Source organism: Bordetella flabilis (assembly GCF_001676725.1).
In the GTDB taxonomy this organism is placed as follows: Bacteria; Pseudomonadota; Gammaproteobacteria; order Burkholderiales; family Burkholderiaceae_B; genus Bordetella_C; species Bordetella_C flabilis.
Genome location: NZ_CP016172.1, coordinates 4,961,390 through 4,984,447 on the forward strand (window position 1 = coordinate 4,961,390; position 23,058 = coordinate 4,984,447).

Here is a 23,058-nt window from a genome sequence, read left to right on the forward strand (position 1 = left end):
CCATGGCGCGAACACGCGTCACGGGGACAGCCGCGGGACAGAGGATGATGGGTAGTTCCCCCAATGGGACAAACCACCTTTGTAATATTATCGTACTGATGTTCATGCCAGGCGCGCGGTGCACGCATGGCATTCCGGCCGCAGGCCGCGAGCATCGTGACGGAGAAGTCATGTCTGCGTCTAGCATCGATACGCTGGTTCGCGCCGATGAAGGAATGGTGAGCCGTTCCATCTTCGTCGACGACGCGATCTTCAAGCAGGAACTGGAGCGGATCTTCTCGCGCGCCTGGCTGTTCGTCGGGCACGAGAGCCTGGTTCCCAAGCCGGACGACTACTTTGTTTCCCGCATGGGCGGCGAATCGGTCATCCTGACGCGCGACCGCCAGGGCAGGATACAGGTCATGCTCAACAGCTGCGCGCACCGCGGCATGAAGCTGTGCCGCTACGATCACGGCAACAACCGCACCTTCACCTGTCCGTACCACGGCTGGAGCTTTTCCACCGACGGCAAGCTGGTCGAGCGCCCCGGCGAACTGGTCGGCGTGCCGGGCCACGCCACGCACTACAAGGGCGAACTGGATAAAAAGGCCTGGGGCCTGAAGACGGTGGCGCAGGTGTGCAACTACAAGGGGGCGATCTTCGCCACCTGGGACCCCGCCGCGCCGCCCTTCGAAGATTACCTGGGCGACATGCGCCTGTACCTGGATGCCGCGCTGGACCACCGCGACGGCAGCGAAGGCGGCTCGGAGGTCATCGGCGGCGTGCAGAAGTGGCGCGTGAAGTGCAACTGGAAATTCGCCCCGGAAAACTTCATCGGCGACCTTTATCACGATATCAGCCACCGCTCGGTCGACATCGTCGGCATCGGGCCCAGCGGCGGCAAGGGCCGGCGCGATCCGTCGGCCACGCGTTCGGCCATCTGCTTCCCGCAGCTCGGCCACGGGCTGCTCGGACGGCTGCCGTATTACGAGGAACCGCCCTACGCGGCCACGTACGCGCGCTACCCGGAAGTCGATGCCTATTACCGCGCGGTGCACGATAAACGTGTGCGCACGCTCGGTTCCGACATGCGCGTGCAGCTCAGCGTCGGGACCATCTTCCCCAACATGTCCTTCCATGGGCGGCAGCCACGCACGCTGGCGGTATTCCATCCCATCAGCCCCACCGAAATGGAGATGTGGCGCATGTACCTGGTGGACCGGGACGCGCCCGAGGCGGTCAAGGACGCTGCGCGCCATTATTTCCTGCGCTACTCCGGCCCGGGCGGCATGACCGAATCCGACGACATGGAGAACTGGACCGGCGCCACCGAGGCTTGCACGGGCACCGAATCGCGCAAGCTGTACTTCAATTACCAGATGGGCTTAGGCCACGCGCGTGCCGTCCCGGAGCTGAAGGGTTGCGTCGAGAACGGCGAGTACACCGAAGAAAACGCCCGCGCCTATTACCGCCGCTGGGCCCAGTTCATGAGTGGCGCGGGCTGGGATGCGCTGATGCCGCAAGGCGGCTGACCGCATTCCCGGGCTCCCGCGCCGGCAGCCTTCATTCATCCGCTTGCAAGAGGGCCTGGGGTGCCCTCGGTAAACCTGGAGTCAACCATGAAACGTCGTGCCTTTCTCGGGGCTGCCGGCGCCGGCCTCTGCGCGTTCGCTGCCCATCGGGCCCCTTTCGCGGCCGAAGCGGCGTGGCCCAACAAGCCGATCCGCCTGATCGTGCCCTACCCGCCCGGCGGGGTAACCGACCTGGCGGGCCGCGTGGTCGGAGAGATCGTGTCGAAGAAGTTCGGCCAGCCGGTGGTGGTGGAGAATCGCCCGGGCGCGAATGGCCTGATCGGCAGCCAGATGGTGGCGCGCTCGCCCGCCGACGGCTATACCCTGCTGCTGAACGGGCTGGGCGGAATCGTGTTGCCCGCGGCGACGCTGAAAGGCTATCCAATCGACTACAACACCGCGCTCACGCCCGTTGCGCAGGTTGCCGAGTTCGTCAACGTGCTGGTGGTGGGCGCCAACTCGGATATCCGCAGCGTTCCCGAGCTGTTGGCACGCGCCCGGGCCAAGGGTGCGAACGGACTAAGCTATGGCTCGAACGGAACTGGCACCTCCGCGCACATGACAGGGGAGTTCTTCTGCATGCGCAACGACATCAAGTGCCTGCATGTCGCGTACAAGGGCAGCAGCGAGGTGCTGGTGGACGTCACCAACGGGAACCTGGATTTCACGTTCAGCAACCTGCCGCCGGTCATCGGCCTGATCAAGAAAGGCCTGGTGCGCCCGCTGGCGGTGACCAGCCCGTATCGCAGCCGTGAAATCCCGGATGTCGCCACGCTGGAAGAACTGGGCATGCGCGATTTCGCGGTGACGAGCTGGCTGGGCGTGTACGGTCCGGCGGGCATGGATGCGGACATTACGCAGCGCCTGGGCCAGGCCATCGTCGATGGCGTCAAGGACCCGGCGACGACGCAGATCCTGACGGGCGCGGGCTTCGAACCCAAGGCCGCGCTTGCGGCCGACTTCGCCAGGCTCAACCGCGAAGAACTGGCGCGCTGGTCCGGCGTGGCCCGCGATGCCGGTGTATCGCTGAACTTCGGGTCCTGATCCACCATGACCGCTACAACGCAAGCGCCGGCCGGCGCCGCGAGGGACGGGACCGCCCAGAACGGCTCCCAGTGGCTATTGCGATCGGCTGCGGCATCCGGCCTGAAGGTCTGTTTCGCCAATCCGGGGACCACCGAACTGCCGTTTGTCGCCGCCCTGGACTCGGTGCCCGAAGTGCGCGCCATCCTGAGCCTGTTCGAGGGCGTCTGCTCGGGCGCCGCGGACGGCTACTTCCGCATTTCCGGTACGCCGGCGATGACCCTTACCCACCTGGGGCCAGGCTTCGCAAACGCGATCGCCAACCTGCACAACGCACGCCGCGCGCGGTCGCGCATCCTCAACGTGATCGGCGAGCATATGTCCTGGCACATCGCCGCGGATCCGCCGCTGAACTCGGATATCGAGTCGCTGGCGCGGCCGGTATCGGCGGGCGTGTGGCGCGCCGACAGCACGGCGACGCTGCGGACCGCCACGGCCGGCTCGCTGCGTGAAGTGCTGGGCGCGGGGGGCGGCATCGCCAGCCTGGTGTTGCCGATGGACCTGCAGCAGGGCGCCATCGACACGGCACCGCTGCGGGTCGACGCCACCGCATCGGAGGCGCATTACGACGCGGCGGCAGTGCATGCGCTGGCCGCGACGATACGCCAGGGCGCGCGCGTCCTGCTGTTCCTGGGCGCGAGCGCCATGACGGAAGCCGCGCTGGCGCAGGCCTCGCGCTTCGCGGCGTTGCCCAACGTCGAGCTGATCGGCGAGACTTTTCCCGCGCGCAGCGAGCATGGCGGCGGGCTGCCTTCCATACGCCGCTTTTCCTACCTGGCCGAACAGGGCCATCCCGTCCTGCTGCAGTACGACCGCGTGGCGCTGGTCGACGCACTGCAACCGGTGGCCTTCTTCGGCGCCGCAGGCTACCCCAGCCGCCTGGGCGACCCGGAACGCATGGTGGCGCTGTCCCAACCCGGCCAGGGCGGCCTGGCCGCGCTGGCGGAGCTGGCCGACACGCTGGGCCTGGCGCCGGCGCGGCTGCAGGCGCCCGCCCGCGTGGTCGACACCGGCCTGGGCGACGAACTGACCGCCGCCGCCGCGGCGCAGGTCATCGCCGCGCACCTTCCCGACCAGGCCATCGTTTCGGTGGAAGGCGGCACGCTCGGCTTTCCGTTCAACGCGCTGGCCAGCCAGGCGGCGCGGCACAGCACCATCGTCATGACGGGCGGGGCCATCGGACAGGGCTTGCCTGCGGCCTTCGGCGCATCGGTCGCGGCGCCGGACCGCAAGGTGGTGGCCCTGCAGTCCGACGGCAGCGCGCTGTATACCGCGCAGGCCCTGTGGTCGATGGCGCGCGAGAATTCCAATGTGGTGATCGTGATCGCGGCGAATCGACGCTACCAGATCCTGCAGAACGAAATGAAGCGCACCGGGCACGACCTGCACCGCCACGACGTGCAGGCCCTGCTCGACCTCTCCAATCCCGCCGTGGACTGGGTGTCGCTGTCGCAGTCGTTTGGAGTACCGGCGGCGCGAGCCCGCAGCACCTCCGAACTGCGCCGTCTCTTCCAGGCCGCGCTGGCACACCCTTCCCCCTTCCTGATCGAGGCCGTGCTTCCCTGACGGCCGCTTTACCGGGTCTTACCTGACAACATCATGCATGAAAACTTCATTGGCGGCCGCTGGGTAGGCGGTACGCAGGCACGCGAGAACATCAATCCCTCCGACCTTTCGGACGTGATCGGCGAATACGCGCAAGCCGACGCCGCGCAGGCGGGGCAGGCCATAGCCGCCGCGCGCGCCGCGGCGCCCACCTGGGCACGCACGACCGCGCAGCGCAAATTCGACGCGCTCGACGCGATCGGCGGAGAGATCCTGGCGCGCAAGGAGGAATTGGCCACCCTGCTGGCGCGCGAGGAAGGCAAGACGCTGGCCGACGCACGCGGCGAGGTCGATCGCGCCGCCGGCATCTTCAAGTTCTTCGCCGGCGAGGCAGTGCGGCTCCCCGGCCAGATCCTGCCTGTGAACCGCACCGGCATCGTGCCGGAAGTGACGCGCGAACCCGTGGGCGTGGTCGGCATCATCGCGCCGTGGAATTTCCCCATTGCCATTCCGGCCTGGAAGATCGCGCCGGCGCTGGCCTATGGCAACGCCGTGGTGTTCAAGCCGGCCGACCTCGTGCCCGGCAGCGCGTGGGCGTTGGCGGAAATCATCAGCCGTGCCGGCCTGCCCGACGGCACGTTCAACCTGGTCATGGGCCGCGGCTCGGTGGTCGGGCAGACCCTGCTGCAGGACCCACGCGTCGATGCCATCAGCTTCACCGGCTCCGTCGGCACGGGCCGGCGCGTGGCGGAGGCCGCCATCGGCCGGCTGGCCAAGGTGCAGATGGAGATGGGCGGCAAGAACCCCCTGGTGATCCTGGACGATGCCGACCTGGACGTGGCGGTGGAGTGCGCCGTTAACGGCGCGTACTTCCAGACGGGCCAGCGCTGCACCGCGTCCAGTCGCTTCATCGTCCAGCGCGGCATCTATGGTCGCTTCACCGAAGCGGTAAAGCGCCGGCTGGAGGGCCTGAAGGTCGGACACGCACTGCGGCCTGGCATCGACATCGGGCCGGTGGTCGATGCGGAGCAGCTCGCCCAGAATGAACGCTATGTAGGAATCGGGAAGGACGAAGGCGCGGTGCTGGCCTATGGCGGCGACCGCATAAAAGCGGATACCGAGGGCTACTTCATGCGCCCGGCGCTCTTCGTCGACTGCGACAACGCCCAGCGCATCTGCCGCGAGGAAATCTTCGGCCCGGTGGCCGCCGCCATTCCGGTGTCCAGCTACGAGGAGGCCCTGGAGCTGGCCAACGATACCGAGTTCGGGCTGTCGTCAGGCATCTGCACCACGTCGCTCAAGCATGCCGCGCACTTCAAGCGGGAATCGCAGGCCGGCATGGTGATGGTCAACTGCCCCACGGCGGGTGTGGACTACCACGCGCCTTTTGGCGGACGCAAGGAGTCCAGCTACGGGCCGCGCGAGCAAGGCCACTATGCGCTGGAGTTCTACACCAGCGTGAAGACGGCGTACACGGCGTCGTAGCACGGCGCAGGCTGGGGCGCGTCTGCGGGAGGCGCGCGCGGGCGCTGTCCGTGGAGGCGCCCACACACGGCCCCAGCCCCATCGCGCACCGCTTCAGCCCTTGCCGCCGTAGTCGACGACGATATTGGCCTGCTGGGCCACGCTGGCCCAGCGCCGTAGTTCCGCGGCCGAGAAAGCCTGGAATTCAGCCGCCTCGCGCAGCTTGGGTTCCAGGCCGGCACCCACCAGCCGCGCCTGCTGCGCCGGCGTGGCCATGCCCTGCACGATGTCGCGCGAGAGCTTGGCGACGATGGCCGGATCCACCTTCGCGGGAACATATATGCCAAGCCAGCTGGTGACGTCGAAGTCTGTCATGCCCTGTTCCTGCATGGTCGGCACTTCGGGCAACTGGCGGGCGCGGTATGAGCTGGTCACCGCCAAGGCCTTTAGCTTGCCGGCGCGCACCATCGGCAGCGTGGGCGGCATGTTCATGAAGCACAGATCGAGGTCGCCCATGGACGCGCCCACCAGCGCCTCGCTCGCGCCCTTGTACGGCACGTGGTCCAGCGGCACCTTGGCCTGGATGGCGAACAGTTCGGTGGTCATCTGGGCGGAGCTGCCCACGCCGTTGCTCCCGTACAGCGCCTTGCCAGGGCGTCCCTTCAAATAGGCGATCAGTTCCTCGACGTTGTTGGCGGGATGATCGGGCCGCACCACCAGCACGTTCACGAATTCCGCGATCTGCGCGACCGGCAGTAGCGCCTTTGGAATGTCCAGGGGAAGGCCGCGCAGCGTCACGGGCGGCAGCACGTTGTGGCCGAGGCCGCCGGTGGTCAGCGTATAGCCGTCCGGCTGCGCGGCGGCGGCGGCGGTCATGCCGATGACGCCGCCCGCGCCAGCCTTGTTCTCGATCACGACGCTCTGGCCGTACTGCGCGCCGAGCAGGTCGCCCACCAGGCGCCCGGCGACATCGGTGGCGCTGCCCGGTGTGGACGAAACGATGATCCTGATCGGTCGATTGGGGTAGCTTTCCCCCTGCGACCACACCGGCCTGGCCAGCGCCAGCATGCTGGTCGAGCCCAGTAGCTTCAATGCACTGCGTCGCTTCATACCTTTCCCCTTGCGCGAGTCGTGGCCTGCCCAAGCCAGCCTTCAGGCCGTTTGTATGATTAACCTACGATCAACATACGCCGGTACGCCGCCACGCAAAACTGCGGGAAACCCGTATCCATGCGAGCCCGCCAGAAGAGCCACCGCATGCGCGATCCCATTCAGGTCCAGCCGATACGCCGCGCGGCCTCGCGAAACAATGCTTCCACTTCGGGCGCCAGGCGGAAAGCAGCGAGGAAGCTGTCGAGGCGATATGACGGCAGCGTCTTGTGGATCGTGGCGAGGAAACCCCGGGCCTCGTCGACCCGGCCGGCCAGCGCCAGGCAGTGGACCGCGATGGCCAGGATGTGCGCGTGCGCGTTCGGGCGCGCCGCCGCCTTGACGGCCCAGTGAGCCGCATCCTCGTATTGGCCCAGGCGGACCAGCGCAATGGCGCGCACGGCCAGCATGCCGAAAAGCAAGGGATCGAAGGGGCTCAGCCGGCGCGAATGGTCGGATGACTCGATCGCCGCCTGGGCGTCGCCGGACTGGCAGTTCACGAAGCCCAGGGTGTAATGCCCCAGGGCGAAGTTGGGGCTCAGGTCGACCGCGCTTTGCAGTTCGACCAGCGATTGGTCCGGCCGGCCGCGCAGCCATAGCGCACGGCCCATGGCCCAATGGGCGGCGGGGTCGCGATCGTCGGCGATCAGCCCCTGTCCCGCTGTTTCCAGGGCAAGGTTCATTGCCGCGTCCTGCCCGCTCCAGCCCTGGAAGGCGTCCTGCCAATGCGTGAAGGACAAGCCCGCATAGGCGCGCGAGAACGTCGGGTCCAGTCGTACCGCCATCTCGAAGAACCGGCGCGCCTGCGCATTGTCGACCCGGTTGAACCGGTACATGTGCCAGAGGCCGCGATGATGCGCCTCCCATGCATCCAGGGAATCCGGTTGCTTCAGGATGGCCCGGTTGCGCTCGGCCGCCTCGATTTCGCTTTCGATGGAGGCAACGATGCGGTTGCCGATGTCGTCGAGCGCCAGGAAAGCATCGCCGGCCTTGCGTTCGAAGACCTCGGCCCACACGATGCGGGCGGTCCTGGACTCCACCAGCTCGACATCCACGGCGATGCGTCCGGCGTCGCGCCGCAGCGATCCGCCGACGACATAGTCGACGTTGAGCGTACGCCCTGCCTCCTCAGGTCCCACACCACGTTGGTCCAGGGCGAAAACGGTGCCTTGTGCGATCACGAACAGGCTGCGCAGCTTGGCCAGCCGCGCGATGATGTCGTGCGCCAGGCCATCGGTCAATCCGCCCCGGGCGCCGCCCGGGTTCGAGCGATCCAGGAACGGCATGACGGCGATCGAGGCGCGGCAGGCCCTGCCGCCCGCGTTGTCCGGCGCGCTGCCCGGCGCCGGTGCTGCGGCCGCGTTGTCGCGCGCGACCCCCTGCGCCAGTGCAGTTTCCGCATTATCGGCAACCTGTACCGCCGCGGTTGCGCATCCGGCCTTTGCCTCGCGCCATGCGCTGCGCAAGGGCCGCGAGTCCAGCCCTTCGGATTCGAAGGCGCGAACGGCCGCGGCCAGATGCTCTTCGCCTTCCCGCCAACGTCCCGATGCGCCAAGCGCCCGCAGCACCAATTGATGCGCGCGCGTGTCGTAAGGCGCGAGCGCCAGCCACTTGTCCAGGCAGGCATAGCCTTCCTCGCATCCGGCCGGCAGCCGAGCAACCAGGTGCTCCAGCACGGCCGCATGGCAGGACCGGAAGCGGCGCCGCTGCGCGGTCAGCCAGTTCTTGAAAAAGGGGCTGCGATCGACCTCCAGCCCCGCCAGGAAATCACCGGCGAACAGCAGGGCCAGCGCGCGCAGCCGCCCGGTTTCCAGGACATCGATGCCCTGCTGCATGGCCTGGCCGATCTCCAGCGCATCGACCTGGCAATCGGCCAGGTCCAGCCCGACCATTTCCTGCACCGTTTCGACCCGGCGGCGTCCGGGCTCGTCCAGCAGGGTCCTCGCCTTGCTCAGGCACCAGCGGAGCTCGCCGCGCGGATCGTTCGGGATGTCCCACAGAAGCTCGCACAGGTGCTCGCGCGTCAAGGGGTGCGGGGCCAGCGCCAGGTAGGCGATCAGGGCGCGCAGCTTGCGGGACGGTGGCTGCGGCAATACCACGTCGGCACGGCGTATCGTCAGGGGCCCCAGCATGCGGATATGGACTGTCGCGCCGCGCTCTGGATCGCCCGGCCCGGCGGTTTCCACGGCAGATTCCACGCGGGCTACCACGCTCGCCTCCACGGTGGCCTCTTATCTTTGACGCCGGATCGCAGGACGCGCGGAAACCTTCGCGGCGTCTGTTGCGCTTCCCCGGATCGCTGGCGATGAACGCCTTCGGATCCCGACCGCTTGATTGGAGACAGACTATGTCGATTTCGACCCTCGCCCCCGTCGATGTACGGGGTTCCGCACAACCCGACCTGGCCGCCCTGAAAAGCCGACAGCAGAGCACGTGGGCGTCCGGGGATTACGCCGTCGTCGGCACGACGCTGCAGATCGTGGGCGAGCAACTGTGCGAGTCGCTGGATATACGCGCGGGGCAGAAGGTGCTTGATGTCGCCGCCGGCAACGGCAATGCCTCGCTGGCCGCGGCCCGCCGCTGCTGCGACGTGGTCGCCACCGACTACGTGCCGGCGCTGCTTTCGCGCGCCCGCGAGCGCGCCGCCGCCGAACGGCTGGAGATCGCCTTCCAGGAGGCGGATGCCGAGGCGCTTCCTTTCCAGGATGCCAGCTTCGACGTTGTGCTCTCCACCTTCGGGGTAATGTTCACGCCCGACCAGGACAAGGCGGCGGGCGAATTGCTTCGTGTGTGCCGGCCGGGCGGCAAGATCGGCCTGGCCAACTGGACGCCGGAAGGCTTCATCGGCCAGGTTTTCAAGACCATCGGCAAGCATCTGCCGCCGCCCGCCGGGGTCAAGTCCCCGGCGCTGTGGGGCACCCGGGCGCGTATCGAGGAAATGTTCGGCGCGCACGCCTCCGCCATCCAATGCGAGTCGCGCAAGTTCGTGTTCCGCTACCGCTCGCCGGAGCACTGGATACAGGTATTCAAGACCTACTACGGCCCGCTGTTGAAGGCGTTCGGGGCGCTGGAGCCCGCGGCACAAACCGCGCTGGCCAACGATCTGGTGGCACAGATCGAGCGCTTCAATCGCGCCGGCGACGGCGCGGTGGTGGTGCCCAGCGAGTATCTGGAGATCGTGGTGACCCGCCGCTGACCCGGACTCGACCGTCCCGCCCTGCGCATCCGGACCTTTCATGCAGACCGCAAGAGGAAAGTGATCCACGGCACACCGCCTTCGCGGCCGCCCATCGTCTGTCCAGGGTGGCCGGTGTCAAGCAACCATGTGACAGGCCGGCAATGGGCGTCGGCCTGTGCCAGAGGAAGAACGCGGAAGAACGCGCCTACGCGCGATCATACGCCCGCAGGGGATCGGCGCGACACTGTCGAAAAGGGTGAGGCCATGGGGGCAGGACCAGGGGTTGCCGCCTGTTCGAATGCCCAGGCCAGGGACAGCAGCGCCGCCTCGCCGAAGGGCCGGCCCATGAAGGACAGGCCCACCGGCACGCCGGCCTCCGCCATGCCGGCCGGCACCGTCACGTCCGGCATGCCGGCGGCGCTGGCGACATACAGTGGCAAATAGGCGTTCGAGGCGGCGCAGGCGTAGGTCGGGTCCGGCCTGTCGTAGCGCGGCGAGGCGGGGCAAAGCATACTCGGATAGACGATGGCGTCCAACTGTTCGCGCCGCAGAAGGCCGGTCAGCGCGTCGCGGAAAGAGGCCTGCCGGCCAAGCAAGGCCGCGCGGCGCGCCGGTGCCATGGCGCGTGATTGCCCCAAGGCATGATGCAGGAAGGCGATGGTGCGCGGATTGATGCCGCTTGTGGCGGCGGTCCCGTCCGCGGGTATCGCGTCCGCTGCTGTCGCAAGCTGCGCCAGGGTGCACGGCCAGTTCCCCGGCCGGTCGGCAAAATACGCGGCCAGTGCGGCGTTCCACTCCGCATCGGCCAAGGGGCCTAGAAAGTCAGCATGCACGCTGGCCGCGCCCGGCGGCAAGGCCACCGGCACGAGCTCGGCGCCCTGGCTCGCGATAACGGCGCAAGCCGCCTGGAAAATTCCGCGCACCTCGCCTTCGCCGGGAAATTCGTACGCAACACCCAGCCGCGCACCGCGCAACGCTCCCTCCGTCAATGCGGCGGCACCGTGGCCCGTCGACCGCGGGCTGCCCGCCGTCATGGCCTCCAGCACGAGCGCGGCATCGCGGACGGATCGCGCCATCGGCCCCACCACGTCGAAACCCGGGGCCAAGGGCAAGATGCCATCGGTCGGGCAAAGACCATGCGTCGGACGCAGCCCCACCAGACCCGTGACGCAAGCCGGCGCACGGATGGAGCCGAAGGTGTCCGTACCGAGCGCAAAGGCCGCGAAGCCGGCCGCCACGGCCGCCGCGCTGCCGCTGCTGGACCCTGCCGCATTGCGCGCGTGGTTGTAAGGGTTGAGCGTCAAGCCGCCCAGGGAGCTATAGCCATACCAGCCGCTGGAACAGGCGAACTCCGACATATTGGTCTTGCCCAGCACGATGGTGCCGGCCGATCGCAGGGCCGCCACCACGGCCGCATCGCGCGGCGCCACGTGTTCGCGCCACAGAACCGAACCTGCGCTGGTTGGGAGTCCTGCCACATCGATGTTGTCCTTGACCACCATGGGCAAGCCATGCAGAGGCCCGCCGCATATGCCACGCCGGCGCTCATCGTCGCAGCGCGCGGCTTCGGCCCGTGCCCCAGGATCCAGCGCAATCATGGCATGCAGGCCCGGGCCCGAGGAGTCCCAGGCGGCGATACGCGCCAGGCAGGCCTCCACCAGGGCCACCGAACTAGTCCGGCCTTGCGCCAGGGCAGCAGCCAGTTCCGCGAGGCTCTGCCGGCCCTGAAAACCTTGCTCGTCCGTTTGGAAAGCCGATGCCATCATCCTGCTCCCGCCGCTCTTTCACGCAGTCCTGGCCGGTGGCTGCCGGCGTGTTTCTCCGCGCTGGTGCGCGGGCCGCGGCCGCTAACGGAAATGGCAGGCCACCCATTGGCTGGCTTCTCCCGCCGTGCCCCCCTTGGATCGAGGCGTCAAGCCTGGCCGCTCACGGGCGCAGATCGGCTGCGCCAGAGGACAGCGCGTATGGAAACGGCAGCCTGTGGGCGGATTCGCCGGACTGGGCGGGTCGCCGCCCAGCAGCATGCGCTGGCTGCGGACATGGGGATTGGGCACCGGCACTGCCGACAGCAGCACCTCCGTATACGGGTGCAACGGGCGCGAGAACAATGTGTCGCGGTCCGCCAGCTCAACGATACGGCCAAGGTACATCACCGCGACGCGGTGGCTGATGTGACGCACGACCGCCAGATCGTGCGCGACGAAAAGATAGGCCAGGCCGAACTCCGCCTGCAGGTCCGTCAGGAGGTTGATGACCTGCGCCTGCACCGACACATCCAGCGCCGACACCGGCTCGTCGCAGACGATCAGTTTGGGGTTCAGCGCGAGCGCGCGCGCGATGCCCAGCCGCTGGCGCTGCCCGCCCGAAAATTCGTGCGGGAATTTCTTCATGGCTTCGGGCCGCAGTCCCACCTTGGAGAACAGCCACGCCACCCGCTCGTCGCGCGCGCGTGCCGATCCGCCCCCCGCCTGCAGGCTCGGAAAGTTTCGCATGGGCTCGGCGACAATAGCCGCCGCCGACAGACGCGGGTTGAGCGAGGCGTACGGGTCCTGGAAGATGATCTGCATATCGCGCCGACGCTCTCGCATGCGCTCGGCGTCCAGCGCCACAATGTTCTCGCCCTCGAGTTGCACCGTGCCGGAGGTCGGCTCGATCAAGCGCAGGATGGACTTGCCGGTCGTGGTCTTGCCGCACCCTGACTCGCCGACCAGGGCCAGGGTCTCACCCCGTGCCAGCGTGAAAGACACACCGTCCACCGCCTGCACCAGGCTGCGGCGTCGGCCCAGCCAGTTGGACGATCCCGGATAGTGCTTGACCAGGTCACGCACCTCCAACAGGGGCGGAGCCGCGGGCGCCGCCGTATCCGTCTCGCGCCTCGCCTTGGCGGTCGTATCGATGACGCTCATGCCGGCACTCGCTCGCGCGGCAACGCCGCGACACGTTCTGCTTCGAAACAGGCCGCCACATGGTCGGCCGACCCCTGCGGGGTCAGTCCCGGGGCCTCCTTGCCGCACCGTTCGGTCGCATAGGCGCAGCGGGGCGCGAAGGCGCAGCCGCGGCGGGGTTGCGTGGGCGGAGGCACCATCCCCGGTATTTCGGCCAGACGCGCCACCGGGCTCATGGCGGGCATGGACGCCATCAGCGCGCGGGTATACGGATGGGCGGGCCGGTCGAACAGCTCGGCCACCGGCGCTTCCTCTACCTTGCGTCCGGCATACATCACCACGACGCGATCGCAGCACTCGGCAACCACGCCAAGGTCGTGGGTAATCATCACGATGCCCATGCCCAGCCTGGCCTGCAGACCGCGCAGCAGGTCCAGGATCTGCGCCTGGATGGTCACATCCAGCGCGGTGGTGGGTTCGTCGGCGATCAACACCTCGGGATGGCAGGACAGCGCCAGGGCAATCATGACGCGCTGGCGCATGCCGCCGGACAGTTGGTGCGGATACTCGTCCACGCGGCGCTCGGGTTCGGCGATTTGCACCAGCTTCAGCATCTCCACGGCCCGAACCCGTGCTTCGCGACGGCTCACCTTCTGATGCAGCATCACCGCCTCACCGATCTGCCGGCCGACGGTCAGGACCGGATTGAGCGAGGTCATGGGCTCCTGGAAAATCATCGAGATGCGGTTGCCACGGATGGCACGCATGTGCTTTTCGCTGAGTTCGAGCAGGTTGGTTCCGCGATAGCGGATTGCGCCCCCCGCAAAGCGCGCTGGCGGCATCGGCAGCAGCCGCATGATGGACAGCGCCGTTACGCTCTTGCCGCAGCCGGATTCCCCCACTACGCCCAGCGTCTTGCCGGCGTCGACCCGGTAGGACACGCCGTCGACCGAGCGCACCGTGCCGGCCAGCGTATCGAAGTAAGTGGACAGGTCTTCCACCTCCAGCAGCGGTGCCGTCGTATTGTCAGCCATGATGCTTCCTTGGATTGCCATCGCGTCACAACCGGTTGGCAAGGCGTGGGTCCAGCGCATCGCGCAGGCCGTCGCCCATGAGATTGATCGCCAATACCGTCGCAGCCAGGAAGAGGCCCGGATAGAGGATGATGGTGAAGGCCACCGCGACATAGTTGCGGCCTTCGGCCATCATGTTGCCCCAGCTCGGCACCTGGGCGGGCACGCCCACGCCCAGGAAGGACAGCACCGCCTCTGTCAGTACCGCGGTGGCCGCGATGAATGTCGCCTGCACCACCAGCGGCGTAACGATATTGGGCAGCACGTGCCGCGCCAGGATCACGGGCAAGCGCGTGCCGATGGCGTGCGCGGCCTCGACATAGAGCTGTTCGCGGAGCGTCAGCGCCAGTGATCGCACCAGCCGCACGACCCGCGGCAACTGCGGAATCGCGATGGCCACGATCACCGTCGTCAGGCTGGCGCGGATCACCGCCATCAACGCGATCGCCAGCAGGATATCGGGAATGGCCATCAGGCCGTCCATGACCCGCATGATGAGCGGGTCCGCCCATCGCACAAAGCCCGCCAGCAGCCCCAGCACGACGCCCAGTGCCGTGGCCAGCACGGCGACGGAGATCGCCACCACCAGCGAGACGCGGCCGCCCCATATCGTGCGGCTGAAGACATCGCGCCCCAGCGCGTCCGTGCCGAAGTAATTCTGCGGCGACGACGGCTTGAGCCGCATCAGCGGATTGATGGCGAGCGGATCATGCGTGGCGATCCAGGGCGCCGCGAGCGCGACGACCGCCATCGCGACAAGCAGCGCCGCTCCCAGGATCAATGTGGGATGCTTGCGCAGCCAGCGCCAGCGCAACGAAGACGGCGCGACAATGTCGAGCGGCATGGCCGCGTCCGCAGGCGCGGCTAGGCCGGCAGCAGGCAGCATGGCGGGAGAGCGATCGGACATGCGCGTTTCCTGTGGCATCAATAGCGGATGCGCGGATCGAAGAGCTTGTAGCTCAGGTCGATCAGCAGGTTGATCAGGACGTAGGTGCCGGCCGACAACAGCAGCACACTCTGGATGACGGGATAGTCATGGTGCTGGACGGCGTCGATGACCAGTCGGCCGATGCCCGGAATGGCGAATACGGTTTCGGTCACCACCACGCCGCCGATCAGCAGCGCGATGCCCACGCCCACGGTGGTGGCGATCGGGATCGCGGCATTGCGCAGTGCATGGCCCAGTACCGGCAGCACGCCCAGGCCCTTGGCGCGCGCGGTGCGGATATAGTCCTCATGCAGCACTTCCAGCACCGTGGCGCGCGTCATGCGCGTGATCAACGCGATATATACCAGCGCCAGGTTCACGCAGGGCAGGATCAGGCTGCGCAGCCATGGCCATACCCCCTGGCTCAGGCTGACGAAGCCCTGCACCGGCAGCCAGTGCAGCTTGACGGCGAAGCCGTAGATCAACAGGTATCCGACCAAGAAGACCGGCACCGAAAAAGCCAGCACCGCGAATACCATCACCACCCGGTCTATCCAGCTGCCCGCGCGATACGCGGCCAGCACGCCCAGCGGAATGGAGACCACCAGCGACAACAGCATGGTCAAGGCGGCGATGGATAGGGTCGGCTCCAGGCGCTGCCCCAACAGGCGGCTGACCGGCACTTGCGTGAACAGCGAAGTGCCCAGGTCGCCGTGCGCGAGGCGTCCCAGCCAGAGCACGAATTGCCGCCACATGGGCTGGTCCAGTCCCAGGGCCACATGCAGGCGTGCGATGTCCTCGGCCGATGCCAGGTCGCCGGCAATGAGCGTTGCCGGATCGCCCGGCGACAGGTGGATCAGCAGGAAGACGATGACGGCGACGACCGCCATTACCGGCACGGTCGCCAACAGGCGGCGGATCACATAAGCCATGCCGGCTCTCCCGAATGGCGCTTACTTGTCCAGCACCCAGACATTGGGCAGCCCCCATAGCCGGTCGCTGTGGCCGAGCGTCTTGCGCACCGCATAGACACGGGAATACTGGCCGACCGGAATGTACGGTACGGACTCGTAGGCACGCTCCTGAAAGCGGTCCAACAGGGTCTTGCGCTCCGCCGGGTCGGTGGCGGCGATCCACTTGGCGCGTAGTTCGTCCAGTTGCGGGTCGCAAGGCCAGCCCGGCAGGCCGTTGCCGCACGCCGCCCCCAGGTAGGTACTGTTGATGGGCGAGTTCACGCTGTACTCGGCGGCAGAGGACAGGTAAACATTCCAGCCGCCCTGGTCGACCGGCGTCTTCTTGGCGCGGCGCGCGGTTTCGGTGGCCCAGTCCATGGCTTGTACGTCGACGTTCATGCCCATTTCCTGCATGGCCTGGATCGCGACCAGCGTCGCGGAGTTCAGGTAGGCGACATCGGTCGGCAGCAGCACCGCCACTTTTTCGCCCTTGTAGCCTGACTCGGCCAGCAATCGCTTGGCCGTTGCCATATCGGGCTTGGCGTAGGGGGCCGAGCCGGCACTGGTGTCACTGGGACTGCCGCATATGAAGAACGTGGCGCAGTACTTCAGGCGCATGTCGTCCGGATATCCCATCGCGGTCGTGAACTTGTCCTGGTCCACGACATGCAACAGCGCCTGACGTGCCTTGGGGTTGTTGAAGGGCGGATTGAGGAAGTTCGTGATGATGTAGGCCTGCGTGTTACCCGTCACCCCGACGCGGACGTTGGGATCAGACCGCAGCGGTTGAATGTAGTCGGGTGGGACTTCCTCGATCATGTCCACTTCGTTGTTCTTCAGCGCCGCCACCGCGCTGTTCGAGTCGGGAAGAATCATCCATTCCACCCGATCGACATGCGAGGTCTTGTTGCCGGCCAAACCGCTGGGTGGCTCGCTGCGTCCCACGTACAGCGGATTGCGCAGGAACACCAGCTTGTTGCCTGGCACCCACTCGTCCCGCTTGAAAATATAGGGCCCCGACCCGACCACTTCGTTCAGCGGTGCCGTGTCGGGCGTCCTGGCCAGGCGCTCGGGCAGGATGAAGGCCGGGTAACTGGCGACCTTCGCGAGCCCGTCCAGCACCAGGCCGAACGGCTTCTCCAAGGTGAGGGTAAAGGTCTTGTCGTCGATCGCGCTCCATTGGCCGCCGGCTGCGGTCATGGCCACGCCCACGTTGTCCCGCTTCTGCCAGCGCTGCAGCGAAGCCACGCAATCGGCCGCCCGCACCGGCGTGCCGTCGCTGAACTTCAGGCCGTCGCGCAGGGTGAATGTCCACCGCTTTCCGTCATCCGAGGTCTTATAGGAGGCCACCATCTGCGGCTGCGGCACACCCTTGGCATCTGGCGCGAACAGAGTGTCGTAGACCATGAAACCGAAGTTGCGCGTGATGTACGCAGTAGTGAAAAACGGATCCAGCACCTTCAGGTCTGCGTAGGGAACCATGCGCAATGTCTTGCCCTGCGCCAGCGCGGCGGGGGCAGCCGCCAGCGTGACTCCACCCAGGACAAGCGCGGTCAGCGCGCTGAGTATGTGTCGTGTCATGCAGAGGACTCCAGGTTGGCTATAGCGGCCATTTCGGCAACTTGATCTTGCGGTAGGTCAGGGCCTTCCAGTCCGGCGTCGCGACGCCGGGCGCGCCGACATACACCACGTGCCGCGCCACCGTGGAGTAGGAAGCGTAGAAGTGCTGGGCGGACTTCACCGCCACGATCTTGCGTGTGGACAGGTCGCAGCCCAGCTGCGTAAACAGATCGACGTTCATGGCCTGGTTGCGCACCGATACCAGTACGATGTCGACGCCCTTTGTTCGCACCAACGCGCAATCGCCCATCGCCATGGGGCTGCCGGTCAGCCCCGTCATGGTCATGGCTGGATGCAGCGCCAGGACGGTGCATGGCGCGTCCACCGGGTCACCGGACAGCGGGCCTATCTTTCCGCCCAGGCGCATGGGCAGCGTGGCGCCAACGCCGGCATCGAAGGCAATGCGCACTGCCCCCGGATCCCAGAGCGGCCCCAAGGCGGCATCGGATATGCCCCGTTCCAGCAACCGGCGCAGTACGAAAGTCGAATCACCCGGCGCGCCGCTGCCGGGATTATCGGCGCGGTCAGCCAGAACCACAGGCCCGCCGTCGAAGGCCAGCGCTTCATCCAACGCCTCGTCGACGCTGCGGTACTTCACCATCAGTTCTTCGCGCAGGCCAATCAGTTCATCGGCCAACTGGCGCGCCAGCACCTGCGCCTTGGCGGCATCGCCATCGGTGTAGACCAACACCTTGGTGCCCATATCCGGCACATCTCCGGTGGCGAAGCCCATTGCGAAGGACACGGAAAGCACACCGTCCTTGCCTTCCATGGCGCGCAGGCGATCGACGAAGCCGCGCGCCGGATCGCGGGACGTGTGCATGGGAACCACCATCTCGCAATCCACCAGCGCGGCCACCGGAGATGTGCGGCCTTCGCGCTTGGCCAGGCAAAGATCCGCGAGTTGCTCGGCGCAATGCACGATGTCGGTGTGCGGGTACTCCTTGTACAGCACGACCACATCGGCCTGGCCGACGATGGTGGCGCTGAGGTGTGCATGGGGGTCCAGCTCGACCCCCACGACCGCAGCCGGGCCCACCAGACCGCGCACGTGGGTCAAGAGGTCGCCCTCGCAATCGTCGTAGCCGTCGGCGACCATGGCGCCGTGCAGCCCCAGCAGCACCATATCCACCGGCAGGGCGGCCCGCAGGTCACCCAGCAACTCTTCGCGCAAGGTTTCGTACGCAGCGCGGGTGGTGATGCCGCCGGGTTGCGCGGTGGCGACCATGCCTTCCCTGACGTCCCAACCCAGGGTGCGCGCACGCTGGCGCGCCACCCAAAGCGGAGCGCCCTGCGCGGTCGGCATGTCAGGATGCCTCCCCGCGGGGAAGTACTCCCGATCCCGAAAGGAATCAAGGCTGGTGGGCATGGGCGCGAAGGTATTCGTTTCCGTACCCAGCCCGCCACAAAACACGCGCATGGACATTCCCCGACAGAAGTAGGAGCAAAGCGAAGGCGCAACACGGAAGACACCAAGCCCTGCCCGGCAGCGTCCAAGCGGGACACGCCACGGCGGGATGGTCGGACCGATAGCGCTGCATGATGCGGCCGGGGCGCGCGCCCGCACAAATAGCAATCGCGGCAGTGCCCATAACCAACGGTTATTGGTAGCGCTGTTAATTAGGGTAAACACGCACGCTTTCCAGCGTGGCGGACTGGAAATCGCAGGCACAGCCCCCACGCCATACCTCAAGGTTATGGGGTTGCGCCGCCTCGGCATTGGCGGCCGGAGCCGGGCTGGCGCAGAATGGCGGAACTTCATATCACCGGAGGACCGATATGGCGGACGGCACGCACATGTATGACTTGCTCCTGGCGGGCGGCACGGTCGTGGACGGGACCGGGCAGGCGCGGCGCCGTGCCGATGTGGCCATACGCCAGGGCCGCATCGTCGCCGTAGGAGACTTGGCGGGGGCCCAGGCGGCATGCACGCAGGATGTCTCGGAACTGATCGTGGCGCCCGGCTTTATCGACAGCCACGCCCATGATGATTGGGCAGTGCTGGACACACCGGACATGCTTCCCAAGATATCGCAGGGCGTCACCACGGTCGTGAACGGCAATTGCGGCATCAGCCTGGCCCCGCTGCGGGCCGAAGGCCCGCAGGTGCCGCCGCTCAACCTGCTGGGCCATGGCTATCGTTTCGGCAGCTTCGCGCAATACCGTGCCGCCATCGAGGAAGCGCCACCCGCGGTCAACGTAGCGGCGCTGGTCGGCCATTGCACGTTGCGGGTGCTGCGCATGGCCGACGTCAAACGTACAGCTTCGCAAGACGAAATCGCAGCCATGCGGCAGGATGTGGAGCAAGCCCTCCACGAGGGTGCGTTGGGAGTGTCTACCGGCACCTTCTACCCGCCCGCCGCGGCCGCCACGGAAGCGGAAGTCATCGCGGTATGCGAACCGCTGACCCGGCTGGGCGGCATCTACGCCACGCATATGCGCGACGAAGGCGACCGCGTAATGGAGGCCATCGAAGAAAGCCTGCGCATCGGCGCGGCACTGAATGTACCCATCGTGATCTCGCACCACAAGGTGGTCGGCAAGCAGAACCACGGCCGCTCCGTCGAGACGCTGGCCCGCCTGCGCGACGCGGCACGCGCCCAGGCCGTCTGCCTGGACTGCTATCCCTATGACGCTTCATCCACCATCCTGCAGCCTGAACGGGTGGAGATCTGCGATCGCATCATGATCACGTGGTCCGAGCCTCACCCGCAGGCCAGCGGCCGCTACCTGGAAGACCTGGCCCGCGAATGGAGCTGCAGCCGCCGCGAAGCCGCCGAAAGGCTGCTGCCCGCCGGCGCGGTCTACTTCATCATGGACGACGGCGACGTGCGGCGCATCCTGTCCCACCCCGACACCATGATCGGCTCCGACGGCCTGTGCGGGGAAGGACGCCCCCATCCGCGCCTGTGGGGAACGTTCCCGCGCGTCCTGGGCCACTACGGCCGCAAGCTGGGGCTGTTCAGCCTGGAGGAAGCCGTGTTCCGCATGACGGGGCTGACTGCGATGCGCATGGGCTTGCGGGACCGTGGCCGGATCGCGCCCGGCTGCCACGCCGACCTCGCGATATTCGACGCCGATACGATCATCGACAACGCGACTTTCGATACGCCCGCGGAAAAGGCCACCGGCATGCGGCATGTATACGTGGCCGGCGTAGCCACCTGGCAGGACGGCGCCGCGACCGGTGCCCGGCCTGGTCGGTACATCACTGATCGGATCGGCGCGACCCGATCCTGACAGCGAGTGGCTAATTGTGCCGTCCGGCCGGGCATCACGCGCTAAGCCACCGATCGCCCGCCAGGGCCCGGGGCGCGAAAATGACGAGGTACGGGGGGGGGTGGCTGCCCTTATAGGCGCTTCCAGGCGCTTATAGAATGAGACTCCCCTTCCAGGCCAGGACCACCGCCTTGATCACCAACATCAGCATTCTCGTCCGCGACCGCCTGGGCCGCACGCTACTGCAAATGCGCGACAGCGCCGCCCGCAACGGCCCACTGGCCTGGAGTTTCTGGGGCGGCGCGGTGGAGCCCGAAGACGCCGACCACTGGCACACGGCGTCGCGCGAGCTGGAAGAAGAACTGGATATCGTCGCCCCTCCTGCCGACTTCATCGAGATAGGCCGGCGCACCGGCAGCGACGGCCAGGAGGCACCACTGATGCTGCTGCCCCGACCCGTCGAATGGGGCGACTTCCGCGTACTGGAAGGCGCCGGAGCCGCCTACTTCCACCTCCCCGAAATACGACAGCTCCCCGTCACGCGCTCGGTGGCCTGGTACCTCGCCCACAAGCCCGACGTTTTCGAAATAGCGACACCAAGCCCCCCACACCCAAACCGCAATCCACGCCCCCACCCAACCCCCGACACCGCGTAAGCGAATACGTGGCCCGCAGGGGGCCACGTATTCACGGGCACCGCCAGATCTTCCACCGGCAACCCGCAATCCAGCGTAGCGGCAAGCACCCCGGCTCTCCACCGCTACCGTGAAGGCAAGACGCTGGAGTCCGGCGATGTGGGCGGCTGCCGGGGACGGCACGTAGAGACCGAACGAGCTGGCGCGAAGGGATGCGTGCCGCACAGCTATAAAGAAGAACACCACCGCGCAGCGGCCGCAGGACGAGCGTGCGAAGTGGCGTCCGGCGCCCGGGCGCCGGACCGGTCGACCGTGCCGGCCCCGGCAGCCGCCCACCTCGCCGGACGGCCCAAAAAGCACGCAGCCAAATCGGCAAGCCGAACAAGCCCAACAAGACGCGCGCATAGAGATCTTCGGCCGCGGCACACCAGTGCCCGTACGACCGCCGGCGTCCATGGCGGGCGTCCAGCCTCGCCCCTGCTCCTTACCCATACCCCGAGTATCAGCCTGGATGCGGGCGACGTTGAAGCGCGCAAGGATCTCCGCGTACACCGGCGTCAACCTCGGCCAGGCGCAATCAATTGTGAGCAGTCGCGTATACATATGCACGGCTCGCAACCTCGATGCTAACGTCGCGACATCCCCTTTGCGAACCGCGACTTGGCTGCCGGCGTTGCGTCGACATGGGGTGCTCCCGACCAAGCCGATCTGGGTATGGAAAATGAAAACGCCGTTTTGCATCCTGCTGGCGCTTGCCTTGCTCGGGCAGGCCGCCGCCCATGGGGCCGACATCTCTCGAACCCAGAACCGCAAGGATTTCGGACACTTTGTTCAAGAGCGGATGACCGCTGCGTTCGATCGAGAACTGTCGACAACCTTCCCTTGCGGCGACAGGCCTGCATACTATTGCGGAGGGTTGATGGTGACCGCTTTCGAACAAGACTCGCTATATTGGACCGAACCGAACATCACAAAGCTGTCGTTTACCTACTTCAGGACGGATATCGCGACGGAGCTATTCGGTGCGGCCGGTTTGGCGCTATGGCCGAAGGCCTACGTCGATAACATTTTTCCGCCATACCCTCCTGGACACCCGCCGTACACGGCGTTCTATCGTTGCGCTTTTCCTATTGACGGCCTTACAGTCCAGCGCGACGACGCGGGCTGCGGCGAGCGTTACGTCGATGATCAGCCCGTTCCCAATACCGCTCCGTGCGGGACCATCGGCATCACGACAGCCCAGCAGTGGCTGGCCAAGTATCATGGCACGCAGACGAATTTTTGCGGCTTTGCGCTGATTCCAGGGCAAAGCACGGCGAAGCAGAACATGGATACCGTCATAGAAATCGCCCGCGTCCTGCAGCAAAAACAATCTGAATTGCTCCTGCCTTGGAATGAGGTCGTTGCGGGGCCCTGGCGAGGATATGACGCCGGCCGTATTCCTGTGATGGCGTTTTTCTCGGTCGCCGATAACAGCGTCACCGCGCTGGTGCGCAACCCGAAACAAACTGTCCCCGGCAAGAATCTGAACGACGCGCAGACCCAGCAGAAATGGTATTTCGACTTGACGAAAATCTTCGTTCCTATCGTGGAAATATCGGCGGCGAATGAGGGAGCCGTTTTCACGTATCGAGACGAGGACCAGGCCGCTGGGATTCCAGACGTCGTCACGGTATTTCCACGTTGAAGGCAGTGCCGGCCCGCCAGCCGCCCACCTCGCCGCACGGCCCAAAAAACCACGCAGCCAAACCAGCAAGCCCAACAAGCCCTCCCCAC

17 protein-coding genes are annotated in these 23,058 nt (G+C 66.7%); 8 read left to right on the forward strand and 9 right to left on the reverse strand.

The features are described 5' to 3' along the window. The first annotated feature begins 170 nt into the window (after positions 1-170). From BAU07_RS22130 to BAU07_RS22145, 4 genes are all read left to right on the forward strand, one after another. Complete coding sequence (locus BAU07_RS22130) at positions 171-1,511, forward strand: aromatic ring-hydroxylating oxygenase subunit alpha (protein ID WP_066662566.1); 1,341 nt, start codon at positions 171-173, stop codon at positions 1,509-1,511. Positions 1,512-1,598: 87 nt separating this feature from the next. Continuing rightward, a complete protein-coding gene (locus BAU07_RS22135; protein ID WP_066662568.1) occupies positions 1,599-2,594 on the forward strand; it encodes a Bug family tripartite tricarboxylate transporter substrate binding protein in 996 nt (331 codons plus the stop codon). A gap of 6 nt (positions 2,595-2,600) precedes the next feature. Next, complete coding sequence (locus BAU07_RS22140) at positions 2,601-4,199, forward strand: acetolactate synthase large subunit (RefSeq protein ID WP_066662570.1); 1,599 nt, start codon at positions 2,601-2,603, stop codon at positions 4,197-4,199. A gap of 33 nt (positions 4,200-4,232) precedes the next feature. Continuing rightward, a complete protein-coding gene (locus BAU07_RS22145; RefSeq protein ID WP_066662573.1) occupies positions 4,233-5,663 on the forward strand; it encodes an aldehyde dehydrogenase family protein in 1,431 nt (476 codons plus the stop codon). 93 nt (positions 5,664-5,756) lie between these two features. Here the strand turns inward: BAU07_RS22145 and BAU07_RS22150 are convergent, their stop codons facing one another. Both BAU07_RS22150 and BAU07_RS22155 read right to left on the reverse strand, forming a co-directional pair. Continuing rightward, a complete protein-coding gene (locus BAU07_RS22150; protein ID WP_066662576.1) occupies positions 5,757-6,752 on the reverse strand; it encodes a Bug family tripartite tricarboxylate transporter substrate binding protein in 996 nt (331 codons plus the stop codon). A gap of 161 nt (positions 6,753-6,913) precedes the next feature. After that, positions 6,914-8,977, reverse strand: a complete 2,064-nt coding sequence (locus tag BAU07_RS22155) for a transcriptional regulator (RefSeq protein WP_232338181.1) — start codon at positions 8,975-8,977, stop codon at positions 6,914-6,916. Between the two features lie 161 nt (positions 8,978-9,138). On the opposite strand from BAU07_RS22155, the gene BAU07_RS22160 reads away from it, so the two are divergent. Further along, positions 9,139-9,987: a class I SAM-dependent methyltransferase gene (locus tag BAU07_RS22160; protein ID WP_084025920.1), complete on the forward strand. Its 849-nt coding sequence runs from the start codon at positions 9,139-9,141 to the stop codon at positions 9,985-9,987. A 197-nt stretch (positions 9,988-10,184) separates the two neighbouring features. Here the strand turns inward: BAU07_RS22160 and BAU07_RS22165 are convergent, their stop codons facing one another. From BAU07_RS22165 to BAU07_RS22195, 7 genes are all read right to left on the reverse strand, one after another. Beyond that, a complete protein-coding gene (locus BAU07_RS22165) occupies positions 10,185-11,735 on the reverse strand; it encodes an amidase (RefSeq protein ID WP_084025921.1) in 1,551 nt (516 codons plus the stop codon). Positions 11,736-11,816: 81 nt separating this feature from the next. Continuing rightward, complete coding sequence (locus tag BAU07_RS22170) at positions 11,817-12,875, reverse strand: ABC transporter ATP-binding protein (RefSeq protein ID WP_084025922.1); 1,059 nt, start codon at positions 12,873-12,875, stop codon at positions 11,817-11,819. Continuing rightward, complete coding sequence (locus BAU07_RS22175; protein WP_157122395.1) at positions 12,872-13,888, reverse strand: ABC transporter ATP-binding protein; 1,017 nt, start codon at positions 13,886-13,888, stop codon at positions 12,872-12,874. The genes BAU07_RS22170 and BAU07_RS22175 overlap by 4 nt, the downstream gene beginning before the upstream one ends. 25 nt (positions 13,889-13,913) lie before the next feature. After that, on the reverse strand, positions 13,914-14,834 hold the full coding sequence (locus BAU07_RS22180) for an ABC transporter permease (RefSeq protein WP_066662585.1): 921 nt from the start codon (positions 14,832-14,834) through the stop codon (positions 13,914-13,916). A gap of 17 nt (positions 14,835-14,851) precedes the next feature. Continuing rightward, on the reverse strand, positions 14,852-15,787 hold the full coding sequence (locus tag BAU07_RS22185; RefSeq protein ID WP_066662587.1) for an ABC transporter permease: 936 nt from the start codon (positions 15,785-15,787) through the stop codon (positions 14,852-14,854). Between the two features lie 21 nt (positions 15,788-15,808). Then, positions 15,809-17,389: an ABC transporter substrate-binding protein gene (locus BAU07_RS22190; RefSeq protein ID WP_066662588.1), complete on the reverse strand. Its 1,581-nt coding sequence runs from the start codon at positions 17,387-17,389 to the stop codon at positions 15,809-15,811. A gap of 19 nt (positions 17,390-17,408) precedes the next feature. Next, complete coding sequence (locus BAU07_RS22195) at positions 17,409-18,848, reverse strand: M81 family metallopeptidase (protein ID WP_066662590.1); 1,440 nt, start codon at positions 18,846-18,848, stop codon at positions 17,409-17,411. A gap of 377 nt (positions 18,849-19,225) precedes the next feature. Here BAU07_RS22195 and BAU07_RS22200 point away from each other — a divergent pair, with 377 nt between their 5' ends. The 3 genes from BAU07_RS22200 to BAU07_RS22210 all read left to right on the forward strand — a co-directional run bounded on the left by BAU07_RS22200 (position 19,226) and on the right by BAU07_RS22210 (position 22,969). Continuing rightward, entirely contained in the window at positions 19,226-20,668 is a 1,443-nt protein-coding gene (locus tag BAU07_RS22200) for an N-acyl-D-amino-acid deacylase family protein (protein ID WP_232338182.1), read from the forward strand. A 170-nt stretch (positions 20,669-20,838) separates the two neighbouring features. Further along, positions 20,839-21,303, forward strand: coding sequence for an NUDIX domain-containing protein (locus tag BAU07_RS22205; RefSeq protein WP_066662595.1), 465 nt, complete (start codon positions 20,839-20,841; stop codon positions 21,301-21,303). A 700-nt stretch (positions 21,304-22,003) separates the two neighbouring features. Continuing rightward, positions 22,004-22,969 carry a hypothetical protein gene (locus BAU07_RS22210; RefSeq protein WP_157122397.1) on the forward strand — a complete coding sequence of 322 codons (966 nt, stop codon included), beginning with the start codon at positions 22,004-22,006 and terminating at the stop codon, positions 22,967-22,969. The last annotated feature ends 89 nt before the right edge of the window (positions 22,970-23,058 follow it).